This window comes from Candidatus Poriferisodalis sp., from assembly GCF_965208925.1.
Taxonomy (GTDB): domain Bacteria; phylum Actinomycetota; class Acidimicrobiia; order Acidimicrobiales; family Poriferisodalaceae; genus Poriferisodalis.
The window spans coordinates 3,005,104-3,027,647 of sequence record NZ_OZ242364.1 but is presented as its reverse complement, the minus strand read 5'-3'; the positions used below and the strand labels follow the sequence as shown (position 1 = coordinate 3,027,647).

Annotated in this window: 19 protein-coding genes; 13 read left to right on the top strand and 6 right to left on the bottom strand. The window is 67.7% G+C overall.

All coding sequences use genetic code 11. The features are described from left to right. Window positions 1-13: 13 nt before the first annotated feature. From ACOGI5_RS13310 to ACOGI5_RS13290, 5 genes are read left to right on the top strand one after another with little or no spacing between them, the layout of a single operon-like run. On the top strand, window positions 14-883 hold the full coding sequence (locus ACOGI5_RS13310; protein WP_419864891.1) for an FAD binding domain-containing protein: 870 nt from the start codon (window positions 14-16) through the stop codon (window positions 881-883). After that, window positions 883-1,374, top strand: a complete 492-nt coding sequence (locus ACOGI5_RS13305) for a (2Fe-2S)-binding protein (protein ID WP_419864890.1) — start codon at window positions 883-885, stop codon at window positions 1,372-1,374. Before ACOGI5_RS13310 ends, ACOGI5_RS13305 begins: the two co-directional genes overlap by 1 nt. Continuing rightward, window positions 1,371-3,647 (top strand): xanthine dehydrogenase family protein molybdopterin-binding subunit, encoded by a 2,277-nt coding sequence (locus ACOGI5_RS13300; RefSeq protein WP_419864889.1) that lies wholly within the window; start codon window positions 1,371-1,373, stop codon window positions 3,645-3,647. The genes ACOGI5_RS13305 and ACOGI5_RS13300 overlap by 4 nt, the downstream gene beginning before the upstream one ends. A 29-nt stretch (window positions 3,648-3,676) precedes the next feature. Next, a complete protein-coding gene (locus ACOGI5_RS13295) occupies window positions 3,677-5,269 on the top strand; it encodes a hydantoinase/oxoprolinase N-terminal domain-containing protein (protein WP_419865490.1) in 1,593 nt (530 codons plus the stop codon). Then, entirely contained in the window at window positions 5,266-6,273 is a 1,008-nt protein-coding gene (locus tag ACOGI5_RS13290; RefSeq protein WP_419864888.1) for an LLM class flavin-dependent oxidoreductase, read from the top strand. The genes ACOGI5_RS13295 and ACOGI5_RS13290 overlap by 4 nt, the downstream gene beginning before the upstream one ends. A 48-nt stretch (window positions 6,274-6,321) precedes the next feature. Here ACOGI5_RS13290 and ACOGI5_RS13285 read toward each other — a convergent pair whose 3' ends face one another. Genes ACOGI5_RS13285 through ACOGI5_RS13265 form a run of 5 tightly spaced genes read right to left on the bottom strand, consistent with a single transcriptional unit; the run spans window position 6,322 to window position 11,063 of the window. After that, entirely contained in the window at window positions 6,322-7,392 is a 1,071-nt protein-coding gene (locus ACOGI5_RS13285) for a DUF917 domain-containing protein (protein ID WP_419864887.1), read from the bottom strand. After that, the gene (locus ACOGI5_RS13280) at window positions 7,376-8,389 is read right to left on the bottom strand and encodes a phosphotransferase enzyme family protein (RefSeq protein WP_419864886.1); all 1,014 of its coding nucleotides are present in this window, start codon (window positions 8,387-8,389) and stop codon (window positions 7,376-7,378) included. The genes ACOGI5_RS13285 and ACOGI5_RS13280 overlap by 17 nt, the downstream gene beginning before the upstream one ends. After that, on the bottom strand, window positions 8,382-9,662 hold the full coding sequence (locus tag ACOGI5_RS13275; protein WP_419864885.1) for an aspartate aminotransferase family protein: 1,281 nt from the start codon (window positions 9,660-9,662) through the stop codon (window positions 8,382-8,384). Before ACOGI5_RS13275 ends, ACOGI5_RS13280 begins: the two co-directional genes overlap by 8 nt. After that, window positions 9,659-10,534: a phytanoyl-CoA dioxygenase family protein gene (locus ACOGI5_RS13270; RefSeq protein ID WP_419864884.1), complete on the bottom strand. Its 876-nt coding sequence runs from the start codon at window positions 10,532-10,534 to the stop codon at window positions 9,659-9,661. Before ACOGI5_RS13270 ends, ACOGI5_RS13275 begins: the two co-directional genes overlap by 4 nt. A 52-nt stretch (window positions 10,535-10,586) precedes the next feature. Beyond that, window positions 10,587-11,063 (bottom strand): hypothetical protein, encoded by a 477-nt coding sequence (locus ACOGI5_RS13265; protein WP_419864883.1) that lies wholly within the window; start codon window positions 11,061-11,063, stop codon window positions 10,587-10,589. A 166-nt stretch (window positions 11,064-11,229) separates the two neighbouring features. Between ACOGI5_RS13265 and ACOGI5_RS13260 the strand changes: the two genes are divergently transcribed. From ACOGI5_RS13260 to ACOGI5_RS13250, 3 genes are all read left to right on the top strand, one after another. Next, window positions 11,230-12,195, top strand: a complete 966-nt coding sequence (locus ACOGI5_RS13260) for a DUF7065 domain-containing protein (protein WP_419864882.1) — start codon at window positions 11,230-11,232, stop codon at window positions 12,193-12,195. 116 nt (window positions 12,196-12,311) lie between these two features. Continuing rightward, complete coding sequence (locus ACOGI5_RS13255; protein ID WP_419864881.1) at window positions 12,312-12,743, top strand: hypothetical protein; 432 nt, start codon at window positions 12,312-12,314, stop codon at window positions 12,741-12,743. Between the two features lie 2 nt (window positions 12,744-12,745). Beyond that, window positions 12,746-13,795, top strand: a complete 1,050-nt coding sequence (locus ACOGI5_RS13250) for a phosphotransferase family protein (RefSeq protein WP_419865489.1) — start codon at window positions 12,746-12,748, stop codon at window positions 13,793-13,795. Between the two features lie 19 nt (window positions 13,796-13,814). On the opposite strand, the gene ACOGI5_RS13245 is transcribed toward ACOGI5_RS13250, so the two are convergent. Next, a complete protein-coding gene (locus ACOGI5_RS13245) occupies window positions 13,815-14,810 on the bottom strand; it encodes an LLM class flavin-dependent oxidoreductase (protein ID WP_419864880.1) in 996 nt (331 codons plus the stop codon). 95 nt (window positions 14,811-14,905) lie between these two features. On the opposite strand from ACOGI5_RS13245, the gene ACOGI5_RS13240 reads away from it, so the two are divergent. The 5 genes from ACOGI5_RS13240 (at window position 14,906) to ACOGI5_RS13220 (ending at window position 22,458) form a co-directional block, all read left to right on the top strand. Further along, complete coding sequence (locus tag ACOGI5_RS13240) at window positions 14,906-16,486, top strand: pyridoxal-phosphate dependent enzyme (protein ID WP_419864879.1); 1,581 nt, start codon at window positions 14,906-14,908, stop codon at window positions 16,484-16,486. A gap of 47 nt (window positions 16,487-16,533) precedes the next feature. Then, the gene (locus ACOGI5_RS13235; protein ID WP_419864878.1) at window positions 16,534-17,838 is read left to right on the top strand and encodes a Zn-dependent hydrolase; all 1,305 of its coding nucleotides are present in this window, start codon (window positions 16,534-16,536) and stop codon (window positions 17,836-17,838) included. Then, window positions 17,835-18,761 carry an N-carbamoyl-D-amino-acid hydrolase gene (locus ACOGI5_RS13230; protein WP_419864877.1) on the top strand — a complete coding sequence of 309 codons (927 nt, stop codon included), beginning with the start codon at window positions 17,835-17,837 and terminating at the stop codon, window positions 18,759-18,761. Before ACOGI5_RS13235 ends, ACOGI5_RS13230 begins: the two co-directional genes overlap by 4 nt. 115 nt (window positions 18,762-18,876) lie before the next feature. Then, window positions 18,877-21,468 carry a molybdopterin cofactor-binding domain-containing protein gene (locus ACOGI5_RS13225; RefSeq protein WP_419864876.1) on the top strand — a complete coding sequence of 864 codons (2,592 nt, stop codon included), beginning with the start codon at window positions 18,877-18,879 and terminating at the stop codon, window positions 21,466-21,468. Window positions 21,469-21,522: 54 nt separating this feature from the next. Beyond that, window positions 21,523-22,458 carry an LLM class flavin-dependent oxidoreductase gene (locus ACOGI5_RS13220; RefSeq protein ID WP_419864875.1) on the top strand — a complete coding sequence of 312 codons (936 nt, stop codon included), beginning with the start codon at window positions 21,523-21,525 and terminating at the stop codon, window positions 22,456-22,458. Window positions 22,459-22,544 lie beyond the last annotated feature (86 nt).

Sequence of the window (22,544 nt, the reverse complement as noted above, 5' to 3'; positions counted from 1 at the left end):
CGTAGGAGGGTCGGTGGTGCAGTACCGCAGGGTCCGCAGCGTCGCCGAGGCAGTCGACGAGCTCTCCCGATGGGGCACTGAGGGTCGTGTCCTCGCTGGCGGAACCGACGTCATGCCCCAATACCTGCGCGGCGAGCAGGCCCATGCAGCGCTGATCGACATCGGGGGGATCGAGGGGCTGCAGGGCATCTCCGAAATCGGCGGGGTGACAAGCATCGGCGCGCTCGTCACGATGCGACGGCTCGCCACTGCGTCGCTGATCGCGCTACGACATCCGGCACTGTCCCAGGCGGCCGCCGCGGTAGGGGCTTGGCAGACCCAGACCGTCGCGACCCTGGGCGGCAACATCTGCACAGCAGCCTCGACGGCTGACACGCTGCCCGCCTTGCTTGTCGCTGACGCGCAGCTGACGCTCGTGTCCAAGTCGGGTCGACGTCGCATCGGGTTGGAGGAGTTCCTCGAAGGCCCGGGCATCACGGTGCTGCGACCCACTGAGCTGCTGCGCGCCGTCGAGCTGGAGCCGCTCGGCGAACGCAGTGCTGAGGGATACCTGAAGGTGGCACGCCGCAGCGCCATGGACCTGGCCGTCGTCGGCCTGGCGCTCCGGCTCGACGTTGCTCCGAGCGGTGTGATCAGCGGAATCCGCATCGCGATGTGCGGCGGTGACCGATCTGCACATCGAGTACCTGGCGCGGAATCGGCGTTGCTGGGCACTCAACTCAGCGGCGAACTCGGCGCATTCACCGAAGCAGGGTTGGCGTTGGCCGATGCGGTGGGACCTGGGGTTTCGGTTGAGGCGCAGTACCGCCGGCGCGTGTTGCCCGGTCTGTTCGACCGGCTCGCCCGGCGCTGCAGCGCGGATATCTCCGGGGCGGACGCCTGATGCCTGCGCCATCTCCATCGCAGGAGGTATCGATCCGGCTTGTCGTGAATGATCGAGCACGCCAGATCGACGTGCATGCCGCTGAGACGCTGCTGGGAGCGCTGCGGGACCGGTTGGGCCTCACGGGCCCCAAGGAGGCCTGCGGCGAAGGCGAGTGCGGCGCCTGCACCGTGCTGGTGGACGGAGGGCCGGTCGCGTCCTGCATCCTGGCCGCCGGCTCGACGGACGGCCGGTCCGTTCGGACGGTCGAAGGATTGGCTGGGGCGGGCGACCTGACGACGCTGCAGCAGGCATTCGTGGGCCACGCAGCGGTCCAATGCGGCTACTGCACACCTGGGGTGCTGATGGTGCTCACGGCCCTGCTCGAGGAGGTGTCTGAGCCGACCGAGGCGGACGTCAGGCAGGCGCTGGCAGGCAACATCTGCCGCTGCACCGGCTACCAGCAGATCGTCGAAGCGGCACTCGATGCCGCCCGTGCGGTGGCGTCATGAGCGCGTTGGGAACCAGCCCAGACCGCAACGATGCAGATGCCAAGCTGCGCGGCCAGGCAGTCTTCGGGGCCGATCTGTCCCGGACCGGAATGCTGTGGGCGGCGCTTGCCCGTTCGCCGGCAGCCGCAGGCCGGATCCGAGCGATCGACCCGGTTCCCGCTCTCAGGATCGACGGGGTGCTGGAGGTGGTGACTGCCGCTGACGTGCCGGACTGGCGAACCGGTGTGATCGTGTCGGACACGCCCATGCTGGCAGCGGACTACGTCGCCTATGAGGGCGAACCGGTCGCGATCGTGGTTGCCGAGAGCCGAGCCGCGGCCGAAGCCGGAGCCCGATCGGTCGCCATCGACATCGAGCCGGTCGAGCCTGTGTCCACGCCGGAACAGGCGCTGGCACCAGGTGCGCGCCTCGTGCATCCCGACTGGAACCGCTTCGCAGTCACGGGCGGTGCCGACATCGGGCGCAACGGCAACGTGGTCGCCGAAGTCGTGCACGACCCCGGCGATCTCGACGAGGCGTTCGCGGCGGCGGACTTCGTGGTGGAAGGCACCTATCGCACTCCCCGGCAGTACCAGGCGCACCTGGAACCCAAGATGGCGCTGGCCACCTACTCCTCGGGCCGGTTCACCATCGAGGTTTCCCACCAGTACCCATTCCGCCTGCGCGATCGGGTCGCGCAGATCCTGGGTGTCGCACCGTCAGCTGTGCGTGTGGTGGGACATCACATCGGCGGCGGTTTCGGGGCCAAGCTCGATGTGAGTCTCGAGGCCTTCGCGGCGCTGCTGGCGCAGCGCTACCGACGTCCGGTGCGCATGCAGCACACTGCGCTCGAAGAACGGCTGGTGGCGCCGTGCCGGGCCAATGCGATCACTGCGGTGCGTTCTGCTGTGCGACGTGACGGCACGATCCTGGCGACCGATGTGGAGATCGTGTCCGACAGCGGCGCCTACGCCAACAACGGCCCGGCGCTGTCGTCGGTTCCCATGTTCGTCTTCGGATCGATCTACCGGGTGGGAACCGCCCGGATCCGCACGCGCAACGTGTACACGAACACGGCTCCGACCGGTGCCTACCGGGGCGTCAACGGACCGTGGTTGGTGTTCGCCAACGAGCGGCACATGGATGCCATCGCCGACGCGCTGAGCCGTGACCGCCGGGAGTTCCGGCTGGCCTCGCTGGCGCGGGACGGCGACCTGATGCGCAACGGCCAGGCCCTCGAACAGGTGTCGATTTTGCGAGAGGCCTTCGAACGAGTGGATGACTTGTCTGGGTGGCGGGACGCTGGTGCAGGCGAACTGCGAGGTGTCGGGCAGGCGGCTGCCATCTGGCTGACGAACCCGATGCCGGGCCATGCAACTGTGAAGCTGAACGAGGACGGCACCGCCACCGTGATCACCTCGGCGACCGAGAACGGCTCGGGTGCCGTTGCCACCGGGCTGCGGCAGATCGCGGCTGAGGCGCTGGGCCTGGCGACCGAGCACGTCACGGTGACCATGCCCGACACTGACGCCACCGGCTATGACGCCGGGTCGCAGGGCAGCCGGACCACCCACGTGGTGGGCCGCGCTATCGCCGACGCTTCAGCAGAGGTGCGCAGTCACGTGCTCGACCGGGCCTCGCAGATGCTCGAGGCCGCGCCGGAGGATCTCGTGATCACCGACGGCGTGATCTCGGTGGCGGGCGTGCCGACCGCCAGCATCACGCTGGGCCAGATCGCGCAGGCGGCCACGTGGACCGATGGGCCGATCGCTGCAGGCGCCTCCTATGTCACGCCCACTCCACCGCATGAACCGCTGTGCGCCACCGGCATGCTCATCAAGGGGTGGCCCACGCCCACCTATCACCTGCATCAGGCAGAGGTGACCGTGGACGCTGTCACTGGCCACGTCACAGTGGACCGGTACATCGTGTGCCAGGAGGTCGGCAGGGTGATTCATCCCGACGCCGTCATCGGGCAGATCCAAGGCGGCGTCGCCCAGGGCTTGGGTTTCGCCCTGAGCGAGCGGGTCGATCTGGACCACGGCCGCTACGTTCAGCGCACCTTCAAGCAACACGGGCTCCCGCTTGCGGTGGATGTGCCCAAGGTGGAGGCCATCGTGATGGAGCACGCCGACCCAGCCGGTCCCTTCGGCGCCAAGGGCGCAGCTGAGCCTCCCGTGGTGCCGGTGGCGGCCGCGATCGCCAATGCTGTCGCCGACGCCGTCGGCGCACCGATCGACGCGCTGCCGATCACGCCCGAAACCGTGCTCGACGCACTGGAGCGCGCACAGTGAGCGAGGCGTCGCCCCCGGTGGCCGGCACCCTGCGCATCGGTGTCGATGTCGGCGGCACCAATACCGACGCTGTGGCCATGTCCGGCGACGAGGTGGCGGGCTGGGCCAAGGCCGTCACGACATCCGATGTCACCGCTGGCATCGTGACCGCCGTGCGGTCGCTGCTCACCGGCAACGACCTGTCGGCCGCTGAGATCGGTGCCGTCATGATCGGCACCACCCACTTCACGAACGCCCTGGTGGAGGGCCGCCGGCTGGTGCCGACGGCGGTCGTGCGCCTCGGGCTGCCCGCCACCAAGGGCATCCCGCCGTTCATCGACTGGCCCGACCGGCTGCGAGAGGTGCTCGGCGATCACGTCTACCTGTGTCACGGCGGGCACGAGTTCGACGGGCGCTTGATCACCCCGATCGACCACGACGAGCTGCGGGCAGCAGCCCGTGGCATTGCCGCGAAGGGAGTGCGCTCGGTCGCTGTGGCGTCGGTGTTCTCGCCGGTGGACGACAGCTACGAGCACGAGGCGCAAGAGGTGCTCCTCGACGAGGTGCCGGAACTAGACATCAGCCTCTCCAGCGAGATCGGCAGGCTCGGACTGCTCGAACGCGAGAACGCCGCCATCGTGAACGCCTGCCTGCGCCCATTGGCCGAGCGCACGGTTGCAGGGCTCGTCGAGGCCCTCGTGCAGCTGGGCTTGGACTGCCCGCTGCACGTCAGCCAGAACGACGGCACGCTCATGAGCGCCGACTTCGCCCGCCGTTATCCCGTGGCCACGTTCGCCTCGGGGCCCACCAACTCGATGCGGGGGGCAGCCTTCCTGAGCGGCATTCGCGACGGAGTCGTCATCGACGTGGGCGGCACCACGTCGGACATCGGCGTGCTGGTGCATGGTTTCCCGCGCGAGGCCTCCACCGCAGTGTCGGTGGCCGGGGTGCGGACCAACTTCCGCATGCCCGATGTGCTGTCGCTCGGGCTGGGCGGCGGGAGCCTGGTGCGTTCCGCCAACGGCGTCGCCGCCGGTGTGACGGTCGGGCCGGACAGCGTCGGCTACGAGCTCACCGAACGGGCGCTCGTCTTCGGCGGCGTCGAGCTGACCGCCACCGACGTGGCCACTGCCGCCGGCATGGCCGAGATCGGCGACGCGAACACCGTCGGCGCTCTCGATGAGACGCTGGTCGGCGATGCGGTCGATCGCGTGCAGGACATGCTTGCGACGGCCGTCGAGCAGATGAAGACCTCGGCCGATCCCGTGCCGGTTGTCATCGTCGGCGGTGGGGGAGTGCTGGTGCGAGACGGGCTGGCGGGAGCCTCGGAGACCATCCGGCCGGATCACTTCTCGGTGGCCAGCGCCATCGGCGCCGCGATCGCCCAGGTCGGCGCGGAAACCGATCGGGTGTACTCGATGGCGGCGATGACACGAGACCAGGCCATGGCCGAGGCGCGCAACGTCACCGCTCAACGTGCGATCGAAGCGGGCGCCGAGCCCTCGACGGTGGAGATCACCGACGTGGACGAGATCCCGCTGACGTATCTGCCCTCCAACGCCATCCGCGTGCGGGTGAAGGCCGTCGGCGATCTGGCGCTGGATACCACGAACGGTTCGGTCCAGAAGGGGACGAGCACGTGAATGACCAAGGCAAGATCAGCCTCATCCTCGGCAGCGCCATCGCCCCCGAGTCCATTGCCGCTGCTGCAGCGCAGGCCGAATCGAGCGGCTTCGACGAGATCTGGCTGGCAGAGGACTACTTCTTCACCGGCGGCATCTCGGGCGCCTCGGTGGTGCTGGGAGCGACCAGCGAGATCACCGTCGGCCTCGGCGTGGTGTCGGCGGTGGCACGGCATCCCTCGGTGCTGGCGATGGAGCTCGCCACGCTGAGCCGCTCGTCCCCGCAACGGTTGATCGCAGGCGTGGGGCTGGGAGTGCCGGCGTGGGTCCGTCAGATGGGCCTCCATCCGCGGTCGCCCCTGGCTGCGGTGCGCGAGTGCGTCACTTCGGTCAAGTCGCTGCTGGCCGGAGAAACCCTGGACCGCCGTGGCCAGGTGTTCGAGTTCAACAACGTCAAACTCACCTTCCCTGAGATCGGCTCGCCGATGCCCGTGCGCCTCGGTGTGTCGGGCCCGAACATGCTGCGCCTCAGCGGTGAGATCGCCGACGGCACCGTGCTGTCGGTGTGCTCCAGCCTGCGCTATGTCGAATGGGCCAAGGAGCGCATCGACGAAGGCCGCGAGCTGGTGGGACGCACTGATCCCCATCCGATCACGGTGTTCGCCCTCTACGCAGTAGACGAAGACGGCCAAGCGGCCCGCGACTCGGCTCGGGCTTCACTCGCGTTCTACCGCCAGCACGGGCCCAACGCCCTCACTGATGTCTACGGGATCTCAGACGAGCTGCGAGTCCTCATCGATCAGGGCGGGTACGCCGCCGTCCGGGACGGGATGCCGGACCAGTGGGTTGCCGACCTGACCGTGGCAGGAACGCCGGCCGAATGCGCCGCCAAGATCCGCGCGCTGTGGGACGGCGGCGCCGACTCGGTGGCGTTGGCCCCGCTCGCCACCGACCGACTCGCCGAGATCATCGACCTCACCGCCCGAGAAGTACTGCCGTTGACTTCTGCGAGTGCCGGAGCGTAGCGACGGCGCTTTTTTCGGGCGGGCGCCGGCGAAGCTTCGGCGCTCGCATTAGACAGCAGGTTGATACTCGGCGTCGATGCCGAAGGCGTGCGGGCCGACGACGGCCAGCGCCTCGGGTGTTCGCAACAGGTCGGGCGCCGGAAGCACCAGCACATCGGCGCGAACGCCGAACCGCAGCAGTTCGGTGGTGATCGGTTCACCGGTGTCGGTGGTGACCAGCGTGATGAGGTCGGGCACCATCACCTGGGGCACGTCGTCCTCGTAGATGGCGAGGTTCTCGTTCTGGAAGTCGATGCGGATGGTGCGCCCGGCGTCGTCCTCGATGCCCGCCACCGTCATCTGGCCGCGTGCGAATCCGGCTGCGTTGCGCCGGTGCACATCAGTCACCTTGCCGCGCAGGTAGCGCATGCCTCCGGCGACGCCCAGGATCGCCTCGGTCGGATCATCCTTGACCTCACGAGCCCGATGCACGGCGTGCCCGATCTCGCTCGCCAGACGCAGCGTGTTGGGAATGATTGAACGCCGGCAGTACGCCCCATCCATCACGGCGGACGCCAGACCGGTATGTGCGCCCATCTCGACTGTGGCCGCCCTTGCAATGCGCTCAAGCCACTTGGCGTCGGGCACCTCGGCGATGACCACTTGGCTGCCACGCTCATCCGCGATGGCGGCGGGGTAGGGACTGCCGCCGTAGATCAGGTAGGTGATCATCTGCAGTTCAGGGAACGCCCGCCCCATGCCGTCGCCGTTGACGATGGGAATGCCCATGTCGGCAGCCACGACCATCGGCACCATCGAATTGCTGCCGCCCATCTCGAACGGCGCGATGGCGTCGAATTTTCGGCCGAGGTGCTGCTCCAGCGCTCGGGCGGCCACGGTTTCCTCATCACCGCCGGCCAGCTTCTCGTGGCTCACCATCGGCGAGCCCATGCCGCCGACAGCCACCAGCAGGTCGTCGTCGGCGATCTCATCGGGTTCGATCACCTGCACCCGGCCGCCAGACCGCATCACCTGCAACACCCGCAGCCGACCGAGGTAGGGATTGCCGCCGCCGCCGGTACCCAGCACTGCCGCTCCCAGAGCGATCGGCGCCAGATCAGGCTCAGTGATCTCCCACACGGCACCCCTCCAGGAAGCGTCGGCAGCCGCCGAGCACACCGCTCAGCAACAGCTCGAATTGGCCGTCAGGCCATTCCACTTCGGGCCGCTGCGCCTTCCAACCGATGATGGCCATGCCCCGGATCAGCTCGAACATCGGCACCAAGCCGAGGTCGTCGTCGCTGATAGGGCGCACAGCTCGATAGCTGCGCAGGAAGGCGGATGCGGCCTCGTCGAAGTCGGGTGCCGCCCGCGAGTGATACATGGCAACTGCAATGTCGTACTGGTGCCAGCCGAACCCGGCGTCATCGAAGTCGATGACCGCAAGCTGACCGTCGTTGACCAGCAAGTTCGCCAGATGCAGGTCGGCATGGATCATGCTGAACGTGCGCTCGGGCTCGCCGTACCGGTCCAGTGCCACCCGGCAGGCGTCTCGGGTTTGCAGTAGCAGGCTGCGCTCGTCGGCAGTCAGCTTGGGATGTTCCCAGAACGGGCCCCAAAAGGGCGCATCTCCGAGCAAGCCGTCCACATCCAAGCGGTGACGCCGGAACGATGGCGGCGGGATCCACGATGCCGCTTGGTTGTGCATCGCGGCCATCAAGCCGCCGAGCTGGCCGAACGGTTCTGCGATCTTCGAGAGTGATTCGCTGGTGCCGCCGGGCTGTGTCAGCAGGATGCCAACGATCTCCCCGTCAGCCCACAGGTTGAGCCCGGCTTGGCGAATCTCGCTAGGCCCGATCTCCACCGGCACGAAGAAGCGGCCGTCTGGGGTATTGACCGGTGTGGGCACAGCGATTCCGGAATCGCGTAGCGCTGCCAGCCACACTCGCTCCGAGTCGAGCTCTTCGGCAGTGTGATAGCCGGGCCGATGCAGCCGCAGCACGTAGGCCTGCCGGGAACCGGATTCGACTGCCCGGAACGTGATGTTCTCGCTCACCCCGACCAGCTCAAGGTGGGCTGCTGCCACGCCGAAGGCATCGAGCGCATGGTGCGCCGCACTCAGCCAGCGCTTATCCATCGATGTCGGCGATCACCGCGTCGAATGCAGCGAGGAATTCCTCAGCGTGGGACTGCTCCAAGACCAGCGGAGGCCGGACCTTCAGCACATTGGCGTACGCCCCGGCATTTGAGGCCAGAATGCCCTGGTCCTTCAGACGTTCGGTGAACTCGACCGCTCGTGTGCGATCCGGAATCAGCTCGCAGCCGGATTCCACCATCTCCACGCCGAGGAAGAGACCGTGGCCCCGCACATCGGCCATCCACGATGATTGCTCGGCCCGTTCGACCAGTGCCGCCTTCAAGCCGTGCCCAAGATCGGTGACGCTGGCTGCCAGTTCTCGCTCTTCGATCTCGTCGATGACGGCGTGTCCGACGGCCGCCTGCAACGGGCTCGCCGCATACGTATTGAAGTACCGGGTTGCGCCACGGAAGCGTCCCACCAGATCCCGGCTGGCGACCGTGGCCGCCAGCGGCAGGCCGTTGCCCATGGGTTTGCCCATCACGGCGATGTCGGGCTCGAAGCCGGTGACCTCGTAGCCCCACCAGCGACCGGTCCGGCAATAGCCGGCTTGTACCTCGTCGGCGATCACCAGGCCTCCGGCATTGCGCACGTATTCTGCTGCCTGCGCCATGAAATTTCCTGGGATGTCCGGCAGACCCTCGTTGGCTTGGATCGAACAGACGATGAGCGCAGCCACGCCAGCACCCGACGACTCCAGGCGCTGGACCGCTGCCGCAAGCTCGTCGAGATAGGCGTCAGCGAGCGCCTGATCATCGAGTCCTGCCCGGATCGGACGGAATCGTTGCGGGAACGGGAATGTGGCGACGTCGGGGTACCCATCGGGTCGGCTTGCCGCTTGGCGCAGCGCGATCACCGCTTCGCTGTTGCCGTGATACGTGGCGTTCGTGGCGATGACGCCGCGGCGGCCTGTCGCAATGCGAGCCATGTTCATCGCGACTTCTACGGCTTCGGTGCCGGTGCAGCTGATGACGGCGCTCTCGATGCCGTCATGGTGCAGCCCCACGAGGCGCTCGGCGAAGCTGACGATGCCTTCGTCGAGGTAGCGGCTGTGCACGTTCAGCGTGGCCTGCTGGGCGGCCATCGCCTCGGCCACGCGGGCGTTGCCATGACCCACGCAGGGCACGTTGTTGTACATGTCGAGGTAGCGGCGGCCGTCCGCGTCGAAGAGCTCCACGCCGTCGCCTCGCACGAGGTGCAGCGGCTCGGAGTAGAAGAGCTGCGCGCCGGCACCCAGCGCCCGATCGCGCCGATTCTGAAGTGTTCGGTTCACTCGGCTGGGAGCAGGAGCCCCGAGTTGGAGTGCTTCGAACTGGGCTTGCGGCCCAGCACCATCTCAGGCGTGAGCAGGTCTACCGGACCTGGCATGTCGTGGGGGTCCGAGTAGTAGCCCAAGGCGTAGTTGCCCATCGAGTACCCCATCAGATCCGCCAGCTCGGGATCGAGGTCTTTGGCGACCTCAGGCGGGCACGACAGGAACTGGTTCTCCTCGGTGCGCAGCCAGCCCAGCGTGTAGGTGATGTTGATGCCGGTGCGGTCGGCGTCGGTGCAGTTCTCGCCGCCTCCGTGGATCACCGACCCCGAGTACAGCAGTACCGAGCCGGCGCCCATGGCGGCCTGGGTCTTCTCGTCAGCGGTGGCCCGGCGGTCTTCTTCCCACCCGGGGCTGCCCGGAACGATCCGCGTTCCGCCGTTCTCGGGCGTAAAGTCGGTCATCGCCCACATCGTGTTGAACTGCGGGTCGATCTCGTCGGGGATGTAGCCGCCCCACGCCAGGCGGTCGCGGTGCAGCGGTTGGGTTCCCTGTCCCGGCTTGATGTTGATGACCTGCGTCAGGTGCAGCTGGATCTTGTTGGTGTACGGGCTGAGGAAGCGGTTGGCCATGTCGATGACCTTGGGGTGCATCACCAGCTCCCGGCATGCCGGCGAACGCGCCACGAGGGCGCCGGTGCGTGTCGTGTTGGCGCCGCTGAAGTTGTCGAGGCCGCCCGGCGTGCGGTCGATCCAGGGTCGTAGCTCGTCCTCGAGCCGGTTCAGCAGGTCGACGTCGATGGCGTCCTCGATGATGGCGCCACCGTCGATGCGCACCACCTCGACGATCTCCTCATCTGGTGTGTCCAAGGTGAAACGCGCAAGCTCAGCCATGCCGCCAACAGTACGCGTCGCCGGGTGTCCTCGCCGCGGCCTGCGGTTGCGATCATGTGCATGTGCGGCGCTGCACCTGCATCGTCGAAGCAGGGCCTGACGCGGGGTTCGCAGCGCGGATCGGTTTGGGCCGCCACGCCGTTGCGGTTGCTTGCTGCACGATCGTGCTGCGTCGCTCGCCGATGCATGCTCGGCGCGCAGGCAGTGCTCGCGCACCGAGGAGGTGGGAGACAGCCACCAGGCCGTGGTGGAAGAAGCGGTCGTTCGCCTCGCTCCATGCACCATAGGCGTCGAGTTCGGCTCGAATCTGCATGATGTCCGCGTCGTATTCGTCGATCTTCTTCGCGTATTCATCTATTCGCTGCCCGAGGCGCCGCAGATCGGCTTCGGTTTTCCTGACGAGCCGGCGGTAGCGCCGCTGAATCCGGAGATGGCCCACGACGCAGATCGCCATGACCAATACCGACCACGCGTAGAACAGCGGCCTTGGAACGCCTGCTGCCAGCAGGGACGCCAGGTCCCCGGTCATCCCGCTGCTCCGTCCGTGTGCCCTGGGAGTGGTTCGTTGTCGTTCGATGTCATGCGGGCACTTCAACAGATCGTCCGGCTGAAATCAACTGAATTTATTGAAAATCAATGTTATTGCACCTCAAATCAGCCAGTCTCTGTACGTACACCGACCTACGATGCGCCGGGTGAGCGGGCAATCTGACACTGCGGTGGTGTTCACTGCGGCCGACGACGGCTTTCATGACCACCTGCGGGGCGACGACTGGTGGTTCACCGAGACGGCGTGGTTCTCGTTCCACCACGCCGAGAGGAAGCTCGGTGGCTGGCTCTACACAATGGCTCGCCACAACATCGGCACCATCGCCGGCGGTGCCTGGGTGTGGGACGACTCGGCGCATCTGCCATGGGAGGTGCTCTACAGCTCGAATCTCACGGCGCTGGCGTTGCCACCTGAGCTGGATTTGCGCGACGCAACGTTGCCGAACGGCGTCCGCATCGAGGTCGAAGTGCCCACTATGAGCTACCGCCTCGGCTTCGACGATCCGGGCCGCCTCAGCGCCGACCTCAGATTCGATGCCGTGCTGCCGCCGCGGCCGCTGACGGCAGGCGATTCGACGTTCGGCCATTCCGCCCATTTCGACCAGATCGGTCACGTCACCGGCAGCATCGAGGTGAACGGCGTGCACATCGGCATCGACTGCTGGTCCATGCGGGACCGCACGTGGGGTCGGCGTCCCGAGGATCGGCCCCGCCAGGCGGCCTACGTGACCGGCGCCGGCGAGGGCGGATCGGGCTTCCTGGCAGTGGCGAACACACGCGACGGCAAAGACCGAGTGGCCTACGGGTTCGTCCAACGCGGCGACACCCAGGTCACGCTGATCGGCGGTGAACGGAGTGTGCGGCGCTCCGCCGAAGGCTGGATCGCCGAGATCCGGATCGACGCGGTCGACGCCGCCGGCGATCGCTTCGAGGCGGTGGGACATCCGGTGAGCCGCATCGTCATCAATCGCCACAGCTTCATTGACATCAACAGCCTCATTCGTTGGGACGTCGCCGGAGCGGGAACTTGGTGGGGCGAGGACCAGGACATGTGGCCCACTCATCGCTTCGCCGCCGCCAAGCGCAGCGGCGATTGGTCGACACGAGGCTGAGCCGAATGGCGAAGCCGTGGCCCGAGCGGCCCGTGAGCGGAGCGAACAAGAGCGGGAGGCAACATTCAATGCAACGAGGAGGCGATTCAGTCCGCGCACGCTCGAGGCAGTCGCAGATGAGCTTCGAGAGCCATGAGCTGCTGGGGCGCCTCGCCGAGGGGCTGCGTCGCGAGATCGCACCGGCAGTCGACGGCGAGTACCTGCGCACGCAGGCCCACATGGCCGCGGTGATCTTGGAGCGACTCGCTCGCGAGGCGGCGCTCGGGGAGCGTCACCGGGATGCCGAAGCCGCCGACCTCGCCGAGCTGGCCTCAGGCCTGGGCGAGATCGTCGGCATCGATGGGGCTTCGCAGTCGCAGGCAGCTCCCGAGGAGGTTCGCTCGGCACTGGCCCGGCTGCAGGACGACCCGGAGGTGATGTCACTGGGACCCGTGGTGGAGGCGCTCTATAGCTGGGGCCCCGAACGTCCTGCAGCGGCCGCAGCGCTCGAAGCGATCCGTTCGGTGCTGCGCCGTGACATCGATCGACGCATGGACATCGCCCGGTGAGCATGGCCGATACGACACCGGCAGATCGAGCCGAGTTGGCATCGGTTCTCAGCGACTACCTAGCTGAGCGACTCGCCACGACGATGCCCGTCGAGGTCTGCGACATGGAGCGCATTGCGGTCGGGTGGTCCCACGAGACCTGGCTCCTCGATGCGGTCTGGTCGCAGGACGGCAGCGAACAGCGCATGGGTCTGTGCCTGCGGCGCGATCCCGGCAACGCCCTGCTGCGCGACAAGTCCGACCTCGGCGAGCAATTCCGTGTGCTGAAGTGCCTGGAGGGAACCGGTGTGCTCGCCCCGCGTGCTCACTGGCACGAACCCGATCCTGCCGTGCTGGGCGCGCCTGCGTTGATCATGGAACGAGTGCCGGGCGTGTGCCCGAGCCCCTGGCGGCGCGCCGGCCGGGAGTTCTACGCGGCCGCAGCGGAACGCGGCGTGCTGCCGGCCAGCTTCACCGACGCACTTGCCGCAGTGCACAACGTCGACTGGCGGTCTGCAGGGCTGGACTTCCTCGGCGTGCCCGAGGACGGCAACGACTTCGCTCATCGCGAGATCGACAAGTGGCACAGCCTCATCGATGCCTCCGGCCACGAGGTCCACCCGATCCTCATCGACGTGATCGGCTGGCTCCGGCACCACGCGCCGCCCGTCGACCGGCTGACGCTGGTGCACGGCGCGTATCGCACCGGCAACGTGCTGATCGACGGCGACCGGGTGTCAGCGATCTTGGATTGGGAGCTGCAGGTCATCGGCGACCCGATGTACGACGTGGCCTACGTGCTCACCGAGCTCAACCGGGAAGGCACCGAGCTGTTGTCGAACGTGGTGCCCCGGGAGCTGTTCTTCGAGCGGTACCAGCAGGCCACGGGCATCGAGATCGACGAGGAGCGCTGTGCCTACTACCAGCTGCTGTATGCAATGCGTTCAGCCGCGTTCTGGATGAGCGCCGCGGGGCTGTATGCCGACGGTTCGAACGACGATCTGCGGCTCGCCCGCACGCACTGGTCGGTCACCGTGGCGCTCGAGCGCGCCGCCACCGAATTGGGCTACTAGACCGTCACCCGCCGCGGACTCAGACGGCGAAGGCGTCGATCATCGCGTGCACGTCGCCGAGCGGGTACAGGATCGGGCAGGTGGCGCCGTTGGCCAGATAGCCGTCGACCGCCTCGCGGGCCTCCGCGGGCGTGCCCGATGCGGTGAGCATCTGCACGATGTCGTCGGGCACGAGGCGTGATGCCGCTTCGACCTGTTCGGCCGTGGCCGGCCACGTCAAGACCTTGCCGACGTCTTCGAGCAGCGAGTCCGGCACGCCTGAGGCTTTCATGATGTGCGGCTGCTGACCCAAGTACTGGGTGACCATGTTGCGGGCCATGTCCAGCGCCGTCGCACGGTCCTCGTGTACCGAGCACACCACGAGCTGGGGCCGGTCCAGGTCGTCCACACTGCGGCCTGCCTTCGCAGCACCCCGCTCCAGCGCCTCCATGGCACGGCTGTTGTAGTCGGGCGAGACGAGGTAGTTGAGCACGACGCCGTCGGCGATCTCGCCGGTCAGCTCCATCATCTTCATGCCGGTGGCGCCGATGTAGATGGGCACGTCCTTCGGCCGTCGCTCCTGGTACACGTAGTCCAGCTCGACATCGTCGAGGTGCACATGCTCGCCGTGGAACGTGACGTTCTCGTTGGCGAGCAATGCCCGCACGACGGCGGTGACCTCGCGCATCGCGCCGAGCGGCCGGGCCCGGCTGATGCCGACCTTCGCCGCCAGCGGATCCCACCACGCGCCCAGCCCGCAGATGATGCGGCCTGGAGCGAGATCGTCAAGCGTCGAGAACATGGACGCCAGACGAGCCGCGTTGCGCGACCAGATGTCGATGACGCCGGCACCCACCTTGATGCGAGACGTCGTGGCCGCGAACGCGGCCATGGGCACGCTGGCCTCGCGCACCAGCCGTGAATCGGCCTGCCAGACGGCCTCGAATCCGTGTTCCTCCGCGTACTGCGTGAAGCCCACCGCCTCGGTGATGGTGTGGGCATCCTGCAGGTACAGCGCATTCCGTGTCGATGTCATCGATCTGCCGCCATGGATTGCAGGCCTCCCATCTGTCCCCGATACCCGTGCCGCGGGCATCCGGAGCGCTTCGCGGAACATAGCCTCGGCTGGGTATGGCCGACCACACTGTGTCACCTGAGTCAACTGGGTCGAATGGGACCGCAGTTGCGTTTCCCGCCAGCTACGCAGCCCAGCTCGCCACCGACGTCACCGACTCTGATGGACGCGCTCACGTTGTCGAGCGGTTCCGGGAGCAGGGCATCCGCTTGCCGACCTTCGCCGAGCTGGCCGACCCCTCGTTGATCGATCCCGACATCGACAGCGCCCTCGCCGACGTCGACCCTGACTTCGCCGATCCTCTGAACCTGTTCCGGGTGCATTGGTTCAACGACGGCGCCGGGGGCCGGACTGAGGTTCCCGAGCATGTCGTGCTGCCGAGCGAGCTGACCGGCACCGACGCACAGGTGGTGGTGCTGTTCGGCAACCGCTTCCCGATGATCGGCGCGCACAAGGTGCTCGCCGCGTACTCCTGCCTGGCGCCCCGGGTGGTTTCAGGGCAATTCGACCCGACCCGGCACCGGGCCGTGTGGCCGTCCACCGGCAACTACGCCCGCGGCGGCGTGGCCATCAGCCGCATCATGGCGTGCCGCGGCGTGGCCGTGCTGCCCGAGAACATGAGCCGCGAGCGTTTCGAATGGCTGGCCCGCTGGGTTGCCGACCCCGCCGACGTCATCCGCACTCCCGGCTCGGAGAGCAATGTCAAGGAGATCTACGACGCCTGCGCCGAGCTGTCTTTGGACCCGGCGAACTTCATCCTGAACCAGTTCAGCGAGTTCTCGAACCACATCGGGCACTATGAGGTGACCGGAGCGGCGCTCCTGGCCGTGTTCGAACACCTGCGCCAGGGCGCGTCCGCGGGCTCCGAGCCGAACCTGGCCGCATTCGTGGCAGCCAGCGGCTCGGCCGGCACGCTCGGCGCCGGCGACCGGCTCAAGGACGCTCACGGCGCGCAGATCGTCGCGGTGGAGGCGCTGGAGTGCCCGACCATGCTCTACAACGGCTACGGCGAGCACAACATTCAGGGCATCGGCGACAAGCACATCCCGCTGATCCATAACGTCATGAACACCGACGTCATCGTCGGCGTCAGTGATCGTGCGACCGACGGCCTCGGGCTCGTGTTCAACACCGAGCCCGGGCGCGACGCGCTGCGCGAGCACCTCGGGGCCGCTTCATGGGTGCTGGACGAGCTTGGGCACTTCGGTTACTCGTCGATCTGCAACACCCTGGCCGCAGCCCGGGCCGCCAACGAGCTGGGCCTCGGCGCTGATGACGTGGTGATGACCGTCGCCACCGACGGGTTCGAGATGTACTACTCCGAGCGTGAGCGGCACCTTGCGGAGCGCTATCCGGACAGCTTCGATGCAGGCACCGCCAGGGGCATCATCGAACGCCATCTCGCTCCTGATGCCCGCAGCGACGATGCCCCCCATATCGAAGTGCTGTCGGACCGGGGCCGGGACCGAATCTTCAACCTCGGCTACTACACCTGGGTCGAGCAGCAGGGGGTCCCGCTGGAGGATTTCGAGGCACGCCGCGACCAGGCCTTCTGGGACTCGCTGAGAGGCCTGCCCCGGCTGTGGGATGAGATGATCAACGAGCTCAACGACGAGGTCGCTGCCACCTTCGTGTAGACGGGCCGTGATGCGGGTTCAGCCTCGTGCGATGAGAGAATGAGCCAATGAGCGGATCGGGAGGGGGAGCACCGCGCATCGACGGGGCGCGCCTGATGGGGCGCCTCGACGCGCTGGCGCAGATCGGTGCCATCGAGGGCACGCAGGGCAACTGCCGCCTCGCGCTCACCGACGAGGACCGGGACGGGCGCGATCTGGTCGGCACCTGGATGGCCGATCTCGGGCTGGAGCTCACCGTCGACGGGCTCGGGAACGTGGTCGCCTGCACAGAGCCCGGACGGGTCGCCGACTCGGTGATGATGGGCAGCCACATCGATACGGTCGCTACGGGAGGTCGCTACGACGGCAACCTCGGTGTGCTCGCCGGCTTGGAGGTCATCGAGTCGGTGCTGGCGAGCGGCCAGACACCCGCTCGGCCCCTGTCGGTGGCCTACTTCACCGACGAGGAAGGCAGCCGGTTCGCGCCCGACATGCTGGGCAGCCTCGCCTACGTCGGGGGCATGGCGCTCGAGGAAGCCTTGGAGATCACCGACCGCGACGGCATCGCCGTCGGCGACGAGCTGGACCGCATCGGCTACCGCGGCCCCGCCCCCGTGCCCGGAACCGTGCCTTACGCCTACATGGAACTGCACATTGAGCAGGGGCCGGTGCTGGAGTTCCATGAGACGCAGATCGGTGTGGTGGAAGGCGTCCAGGGCATCTCGTGGACCGAGGTCACGCTCAGCGGCCAGTCCAACCACGCCGGCACAACGCCGATGCCGCTGCGGCGCGATGCGGGGCTGGCCGCATGCCGCATCGCCGGCGAGGTGCGGGAGCTGGCGCACAACATCGGTGATTCGCAGGTCGGCACGGTGGGCTCCATCTCGCTGGTGCCCAATCTGGTCAATGTCATCGCCGGCGCGGCGGTGATGACCGTCGACTTGCGCAACACCTCCGAACCGATGCTGCAGCACGCGGAGGCCCGCCTCGACGAGATTGTCAGCCGCATCGCCGAAGGTGAGCACCTCGACGCCGCCATGCGACGCACCGCCCGTTTCGAGCCGGTCGAGTTCCATCCAGCAGTCATCGATCTGGTCGAACGCTGCGCCGCGGAAGCGGGCCTGACGCACCGCCGGATGCCGTCAGGCGCAGGCCACGATGCTCAGATGCTGGCCCGTGTGTGCCCGACAGCGATGATCTTCGTGCCCAGCTTCGACGGTGTCAGCCACAACCCGGCCGAGTACACGTCGCCCGAAGACATCGAGGCGGGGGCGAACCTGCTCGCCGATGTCGTGTGGCGTCTCGCCAACGGCGACATCGACAGCGCACTTGCCGGCGATCGAGATGCTGCCGGCAATGGGACGGCCGCGTGAGACCGCTCACGGTCGGTGCCGCGCAGCTCGGGCCCATCGCCCGCTACGAGACCCGCGCCAAGGTTGTCGAGCGGCTGATCGCATTGCTGCACCAAGGCGCAGACCGCGGATGCGAGGTTGTGGTGTTCCCGGAATTGGCGCTCACCACGTTCTTCCCCCGCTGGTACTTCCCCGACGACTCGCCTGAGCTGCTGTCGTACTTCGAGACCGAGATGCCGTCGGCACAGACGCAGCCGCTGTTCGACGAGGCCAAGCGCCTCGGCATCGGCTTCCACCTGGGATACGCCGAGCTGACACCCGACGGGCACCGCTACAACACGGCCATCCTCGTCGATCGCAGCGGCAGCCTCGTCGCCAAGTACCGCAAGGTGCACATCCCCGGCCACGAGGAGCACGAGCCGCAGCGGCCGTTCCAGCACCTCGAGCGTCGCTACTTCGAGGAATCCACGGAGGGCTTCAGCGTGTGGCGCGCCTTCGGCGGCGTCATGGGCATCGCGCTGTGCAACGACCGGCGCTGGCCCGAGACCTACCGGGTCATGGGCCTCCAGGGCGTCGAGATGATCTTTATCGGCTACAACACGCCGCTGCACTACGCGCCAGACCCCGTCCAGGATCCGCTGCAGGCGTTTCACAATCACCTCGTGATGCAGGCGGGCGCCTACCAGAACGGCACCTGGGTGATCGGTGTCGCCAAGGGCGGCACCGAGGAGGGCGTGGAATCGCTGGCGCACTCGGCGGTGATCGCGCCGTCCGGCCAGATCGTGGCCCAGGCCGTCACCGACGGCGATGAGCTCATCACCGCCCAGTGCGATCTGGACTGGTGCTCCCAGTACAAGGACACGCTGTTCGACTTCAGCCGTTACCGGCGCCCCGAGACCTACCAGTTGATTGGTCAGCAGAAGGGCGTCATCCCGCCGCCATAGCCGCTGCCACAGTCAGCACAGAGCGTTGGTGGTGTGAATGGCCGTGCAGCGGTGCGACAATGGCCTGCGGGGAGGGGACCAGGAGAACTCTGTGGTCCCAGAGACGAGGATGTCGATGACGACCGAGTTCGTGTTGAACGGCTCGCCGGTCACGGTCTCCAGCGATCACGAGCATCTGCTGGCGGCGCTGCGAGATGAGCTGGGGATCATCTCGCCCAAGGACGGCTGCGCTCCGTCGGGCCAATGCGGCTGCTGCACGGTGCTGGTGGACGGCAAGGCCCGGGTGGCCTGCCAGACCAGCCTGGAGCGCTCAGCCGGCACAGAGATCACCACCGTTGAAGGCTTCGACGAGGCCGAAGTGGACGCGATGGCGGACACGTTCGCGGCCTACGGCGCGCTGCAGTGCGGATTCTGCACCCCCGGCATCGTGGTGCGGCTGAAGGCCCTTCTGGATCGCAAAGGCTCGGCGCTGACCCGGGAGGAAGCCAGCCGGCACCTGGGCGGCCACCTGTGCCGCTGCACTGGCTACACCAAGATTCTCGACGCTGTGGAGTCGCTGGCGGCCGGGGAGGTGCCGGTGGCGTTGCCGCCCAAGGGCGTCGGCAGCTCGGGCGTGCGCTACGAGGCCCGCGAGCTCACGCTGGGCAGCCGCCCCTACATCGACGACATGTATCCCGACGGGATGCTGCACGGCGCCCTGCGCTTCGCCGATCACGCCCGTGCCGATGTACTGGCAATCGACACGAGTGCGGCCGCGACAGTGCCCGGCGTGCAGGCAGTGTTCACCGCCGCCGACATCCCCGGCGTCTTGCGAGTGGGCCTCATTCACAAGGATTGGCCGGTCATGATCCCGGTCGGCGGGCGCACGTCGTACCTCGGCGATGTGCTGGCGATCGTCGTGGCCGACAACCGTCCCGCTGCCAGACGGGCCGCCGAGCTGATCGAGGTGTCCTACGACGTCCTCGAGCCCATGACAGACCCAGTGCGGGTGAAGGACAGCGATGTCGATGCTGTGTGGGAGCTCGACGGCAACATCCTGTCTCGCTCGACGTACTCCCGTGGGGATGTCAATGCTGCGCTGGCCGGCTCTGCACATGTGGTGACCGAGACCTTCCAGACGCAGCGCATCGAGCACGCCTACCTCGAACCCGAGTCGACCCTGGCCGTGCCCACGCCTGCCAACGGGCTTCCCGCCGGGCTGCACGTCTACACCGGCGGGCAGGGCATCTGGGACGACCGCAACGACATTGCTGCGGTGCTGGCGCTCGACCCATCGGTGGTCACTACCGAGCTGGTGTCCAACGGCGGCGCATTCGGTGGCAAGGAGGACATGTCCAACCAGGCGCACACCGCGCTCGCGGCATGGCTGACCGGCCGCCCGGTGCGCATCACGCTGTCGCGTGAGGAATCGCTGCTGATGCACCCGAAGCGGCACCCGATCCGCATGACCTACGAAGTGGGCTGTGACGCCGGCGGCAAGCTCACTGCCGTGCGGGCACGCATGTTCGGCGACTCGGGCCCGTACGCCTCGGTGGGCATGAAGGTGCTGGAACGGTCGGCGGGTCACGCCACGGGCCCGTATCTGGTGCCGGCGGTCGACGTCGAGTCCGTCGCGGTGCGCACCAATAACCCCGTCTGCGGTGCGTTCCGGGGATTCGGCGCCAATCAGGCCCAGTTCGCCATGGAAGGCGTGATGGACCGGTTGGCCGAGGCGGTGGGCATCAGTGGCTTCGAGATGCGCCAGCGCAACGTGGTGGTGCCCGGGGGAGTGTGGGGACCGGGCCAGATCATGGATGACGGCTGTCTCGGCGCCCAGGCCTGCCTCGATGCGGTGCGCGAGCCCTACGAGGCTGCCCGTGCTGCCGGCAAGCCCGTCGGCATCGGGCTCGGGTTGAAAAACTCGGGTCTGGGCAACGGCTTCAAGGAGATCGCCAAGGCGATCGTGCGCTTCTGTGCTGACGGCACCGTGGAGGTCCGCCACTGCTGGACCGAGATGGGCCAGGGCGTGCACACGGTGGCGCTGCAGGTGGCAGTGGAGGAGCTGGGCGTCGATCCCGAGGCAGTGCGGGTGATCGTGGACTCCACCCGCGAACTCGGTGCAGGCCAGACCACCGGCAGCCGCGGCACGCTCATGGGCGCAGGAGCGGTCGCCGACGCGTGCCGCGCAGCGCTGGCCGACGGCTGCAAGCCGGAAGTGGACTACGAGGGCGAGTACCGGGTGGACTGGACCAACTCGCTCTCGGAAGGCCTTGAGAACCCGGTCATCCACTCCACGTTCGGTTACGCCGCCCAGGTCGTGATCCTTGACCCTGACACGGGCAACGTCGAGCGGGTCATCGCAGCCCACGACGTGGGACGGGCCGTGAATCCGATCTTGTGCGAGGGTCAGATCGAGGGCAGCGTGCACATGGGTCTGGGCTATGCGCTCAGCGAGGGCTTTCCGGCCGACGCCGACGGGCGACCCCTCAACTCCACCCTGCGCAGCCTTGCGATCATCCGGCCCAAGGACATGCCCGACGTCGACGTGATCCTGGTGGAATCGCCGCAGCCCGGTGCCCCCTACGGCATCAAGGGCGTCGGCGAGATCGGGCTGGTGCCGACAGCCGGCGCGGTGGCGGCTGCGCTGCGCGAGCACGAGGGCGTCTGGCACAACGAGCTGCCGATGCGCAACCCTTCCAACCGCGAGCGAGCTGACGCCTGGGTCTGACCGCCTGAGCCCTCCTCACCGCGCCCAGGCGACGGGAGTGGCAGAGTTCTCGCCATGACCTCACCTGGACCAGTCACCTTCGGCCTGCTCCTGCCCTCGCGTGAGCTGGCGATGTACCCGCCCCATGACGGCGATCCCCGGCGGCTGGTGGCCTGGGCCGTGCGAGCCGAAGAGCTCGGCTTCGACGTTGCGTGGATTGGCGACTCCCTGCTGGCCAAGCCGAGGGCCGAGCCGCTCTCGGTGCTGGCGGCCGTAGCGGCTGCCACCGAACGCATCGATCTCGGCACGGCGGTGCTGCTGGCCTCGATGCGCAGTGCCGAGCAGCTCGCGCAGCAGGCTGCCACGGTGGACGCGCTGTCCGGCGGCCGCCTCATCCTGGGCGTGGGGGCAGGGCCGCCCGGAGCAGAGGTCAACACCGATTTCGATCTGGTCGGGGCCGATTACGGTCGTCGGGGCACCCGGATGATGGAGATCGTCCATCGAGCCCGCGAGCTCTGGCGAGCCGAAGGCACGCCTGCCCAGCAGCGGCTGCAGCCGGTGTGCGTCAGCGAGGGCGGGCCGCGCCTGTGGCTGGGCGGCTCGGGGCCTCGCGGGCTTGAACGTGCCGGCCGGCACTTCGACGGATGGTTCCCCACCGCCCCCGCAGTGGACGCGTTCGCCGATCAGCTTGCGACCGTGCGCAGTCATGCGGCCGACGCAGGCCGTGATCCGGCGTCGATCGCGGCTGCGGCCTACCTGACCGTCAACATCGGCGAGCCCGACACCGCGGCAGCCGAAGTGGCTGAGCACGCCATGCTGTACTACGGCGTCCAGATCGAAGTGCTGCGCCGCATCATGGGCACAAAATCCGGTACGGCCGATGACATCGCGGCGTGGCTGCAGAGCTACATCGACGCAGGCTGCCAGCACATCTGCATCCGGCTGGCGTCGCCGAACGTGGACATACAGCTCGGTCGCCTCGTCGAGATCCTTCCGGCGCTCCGTCGGTAGCGGAGCCACGCCCGCGAGCCTGACTTGCCTGCTCCTGGCTCTGCCGAATCTGCCCAATCGGCACCGGGGCCGGGGTTACGCTCGCA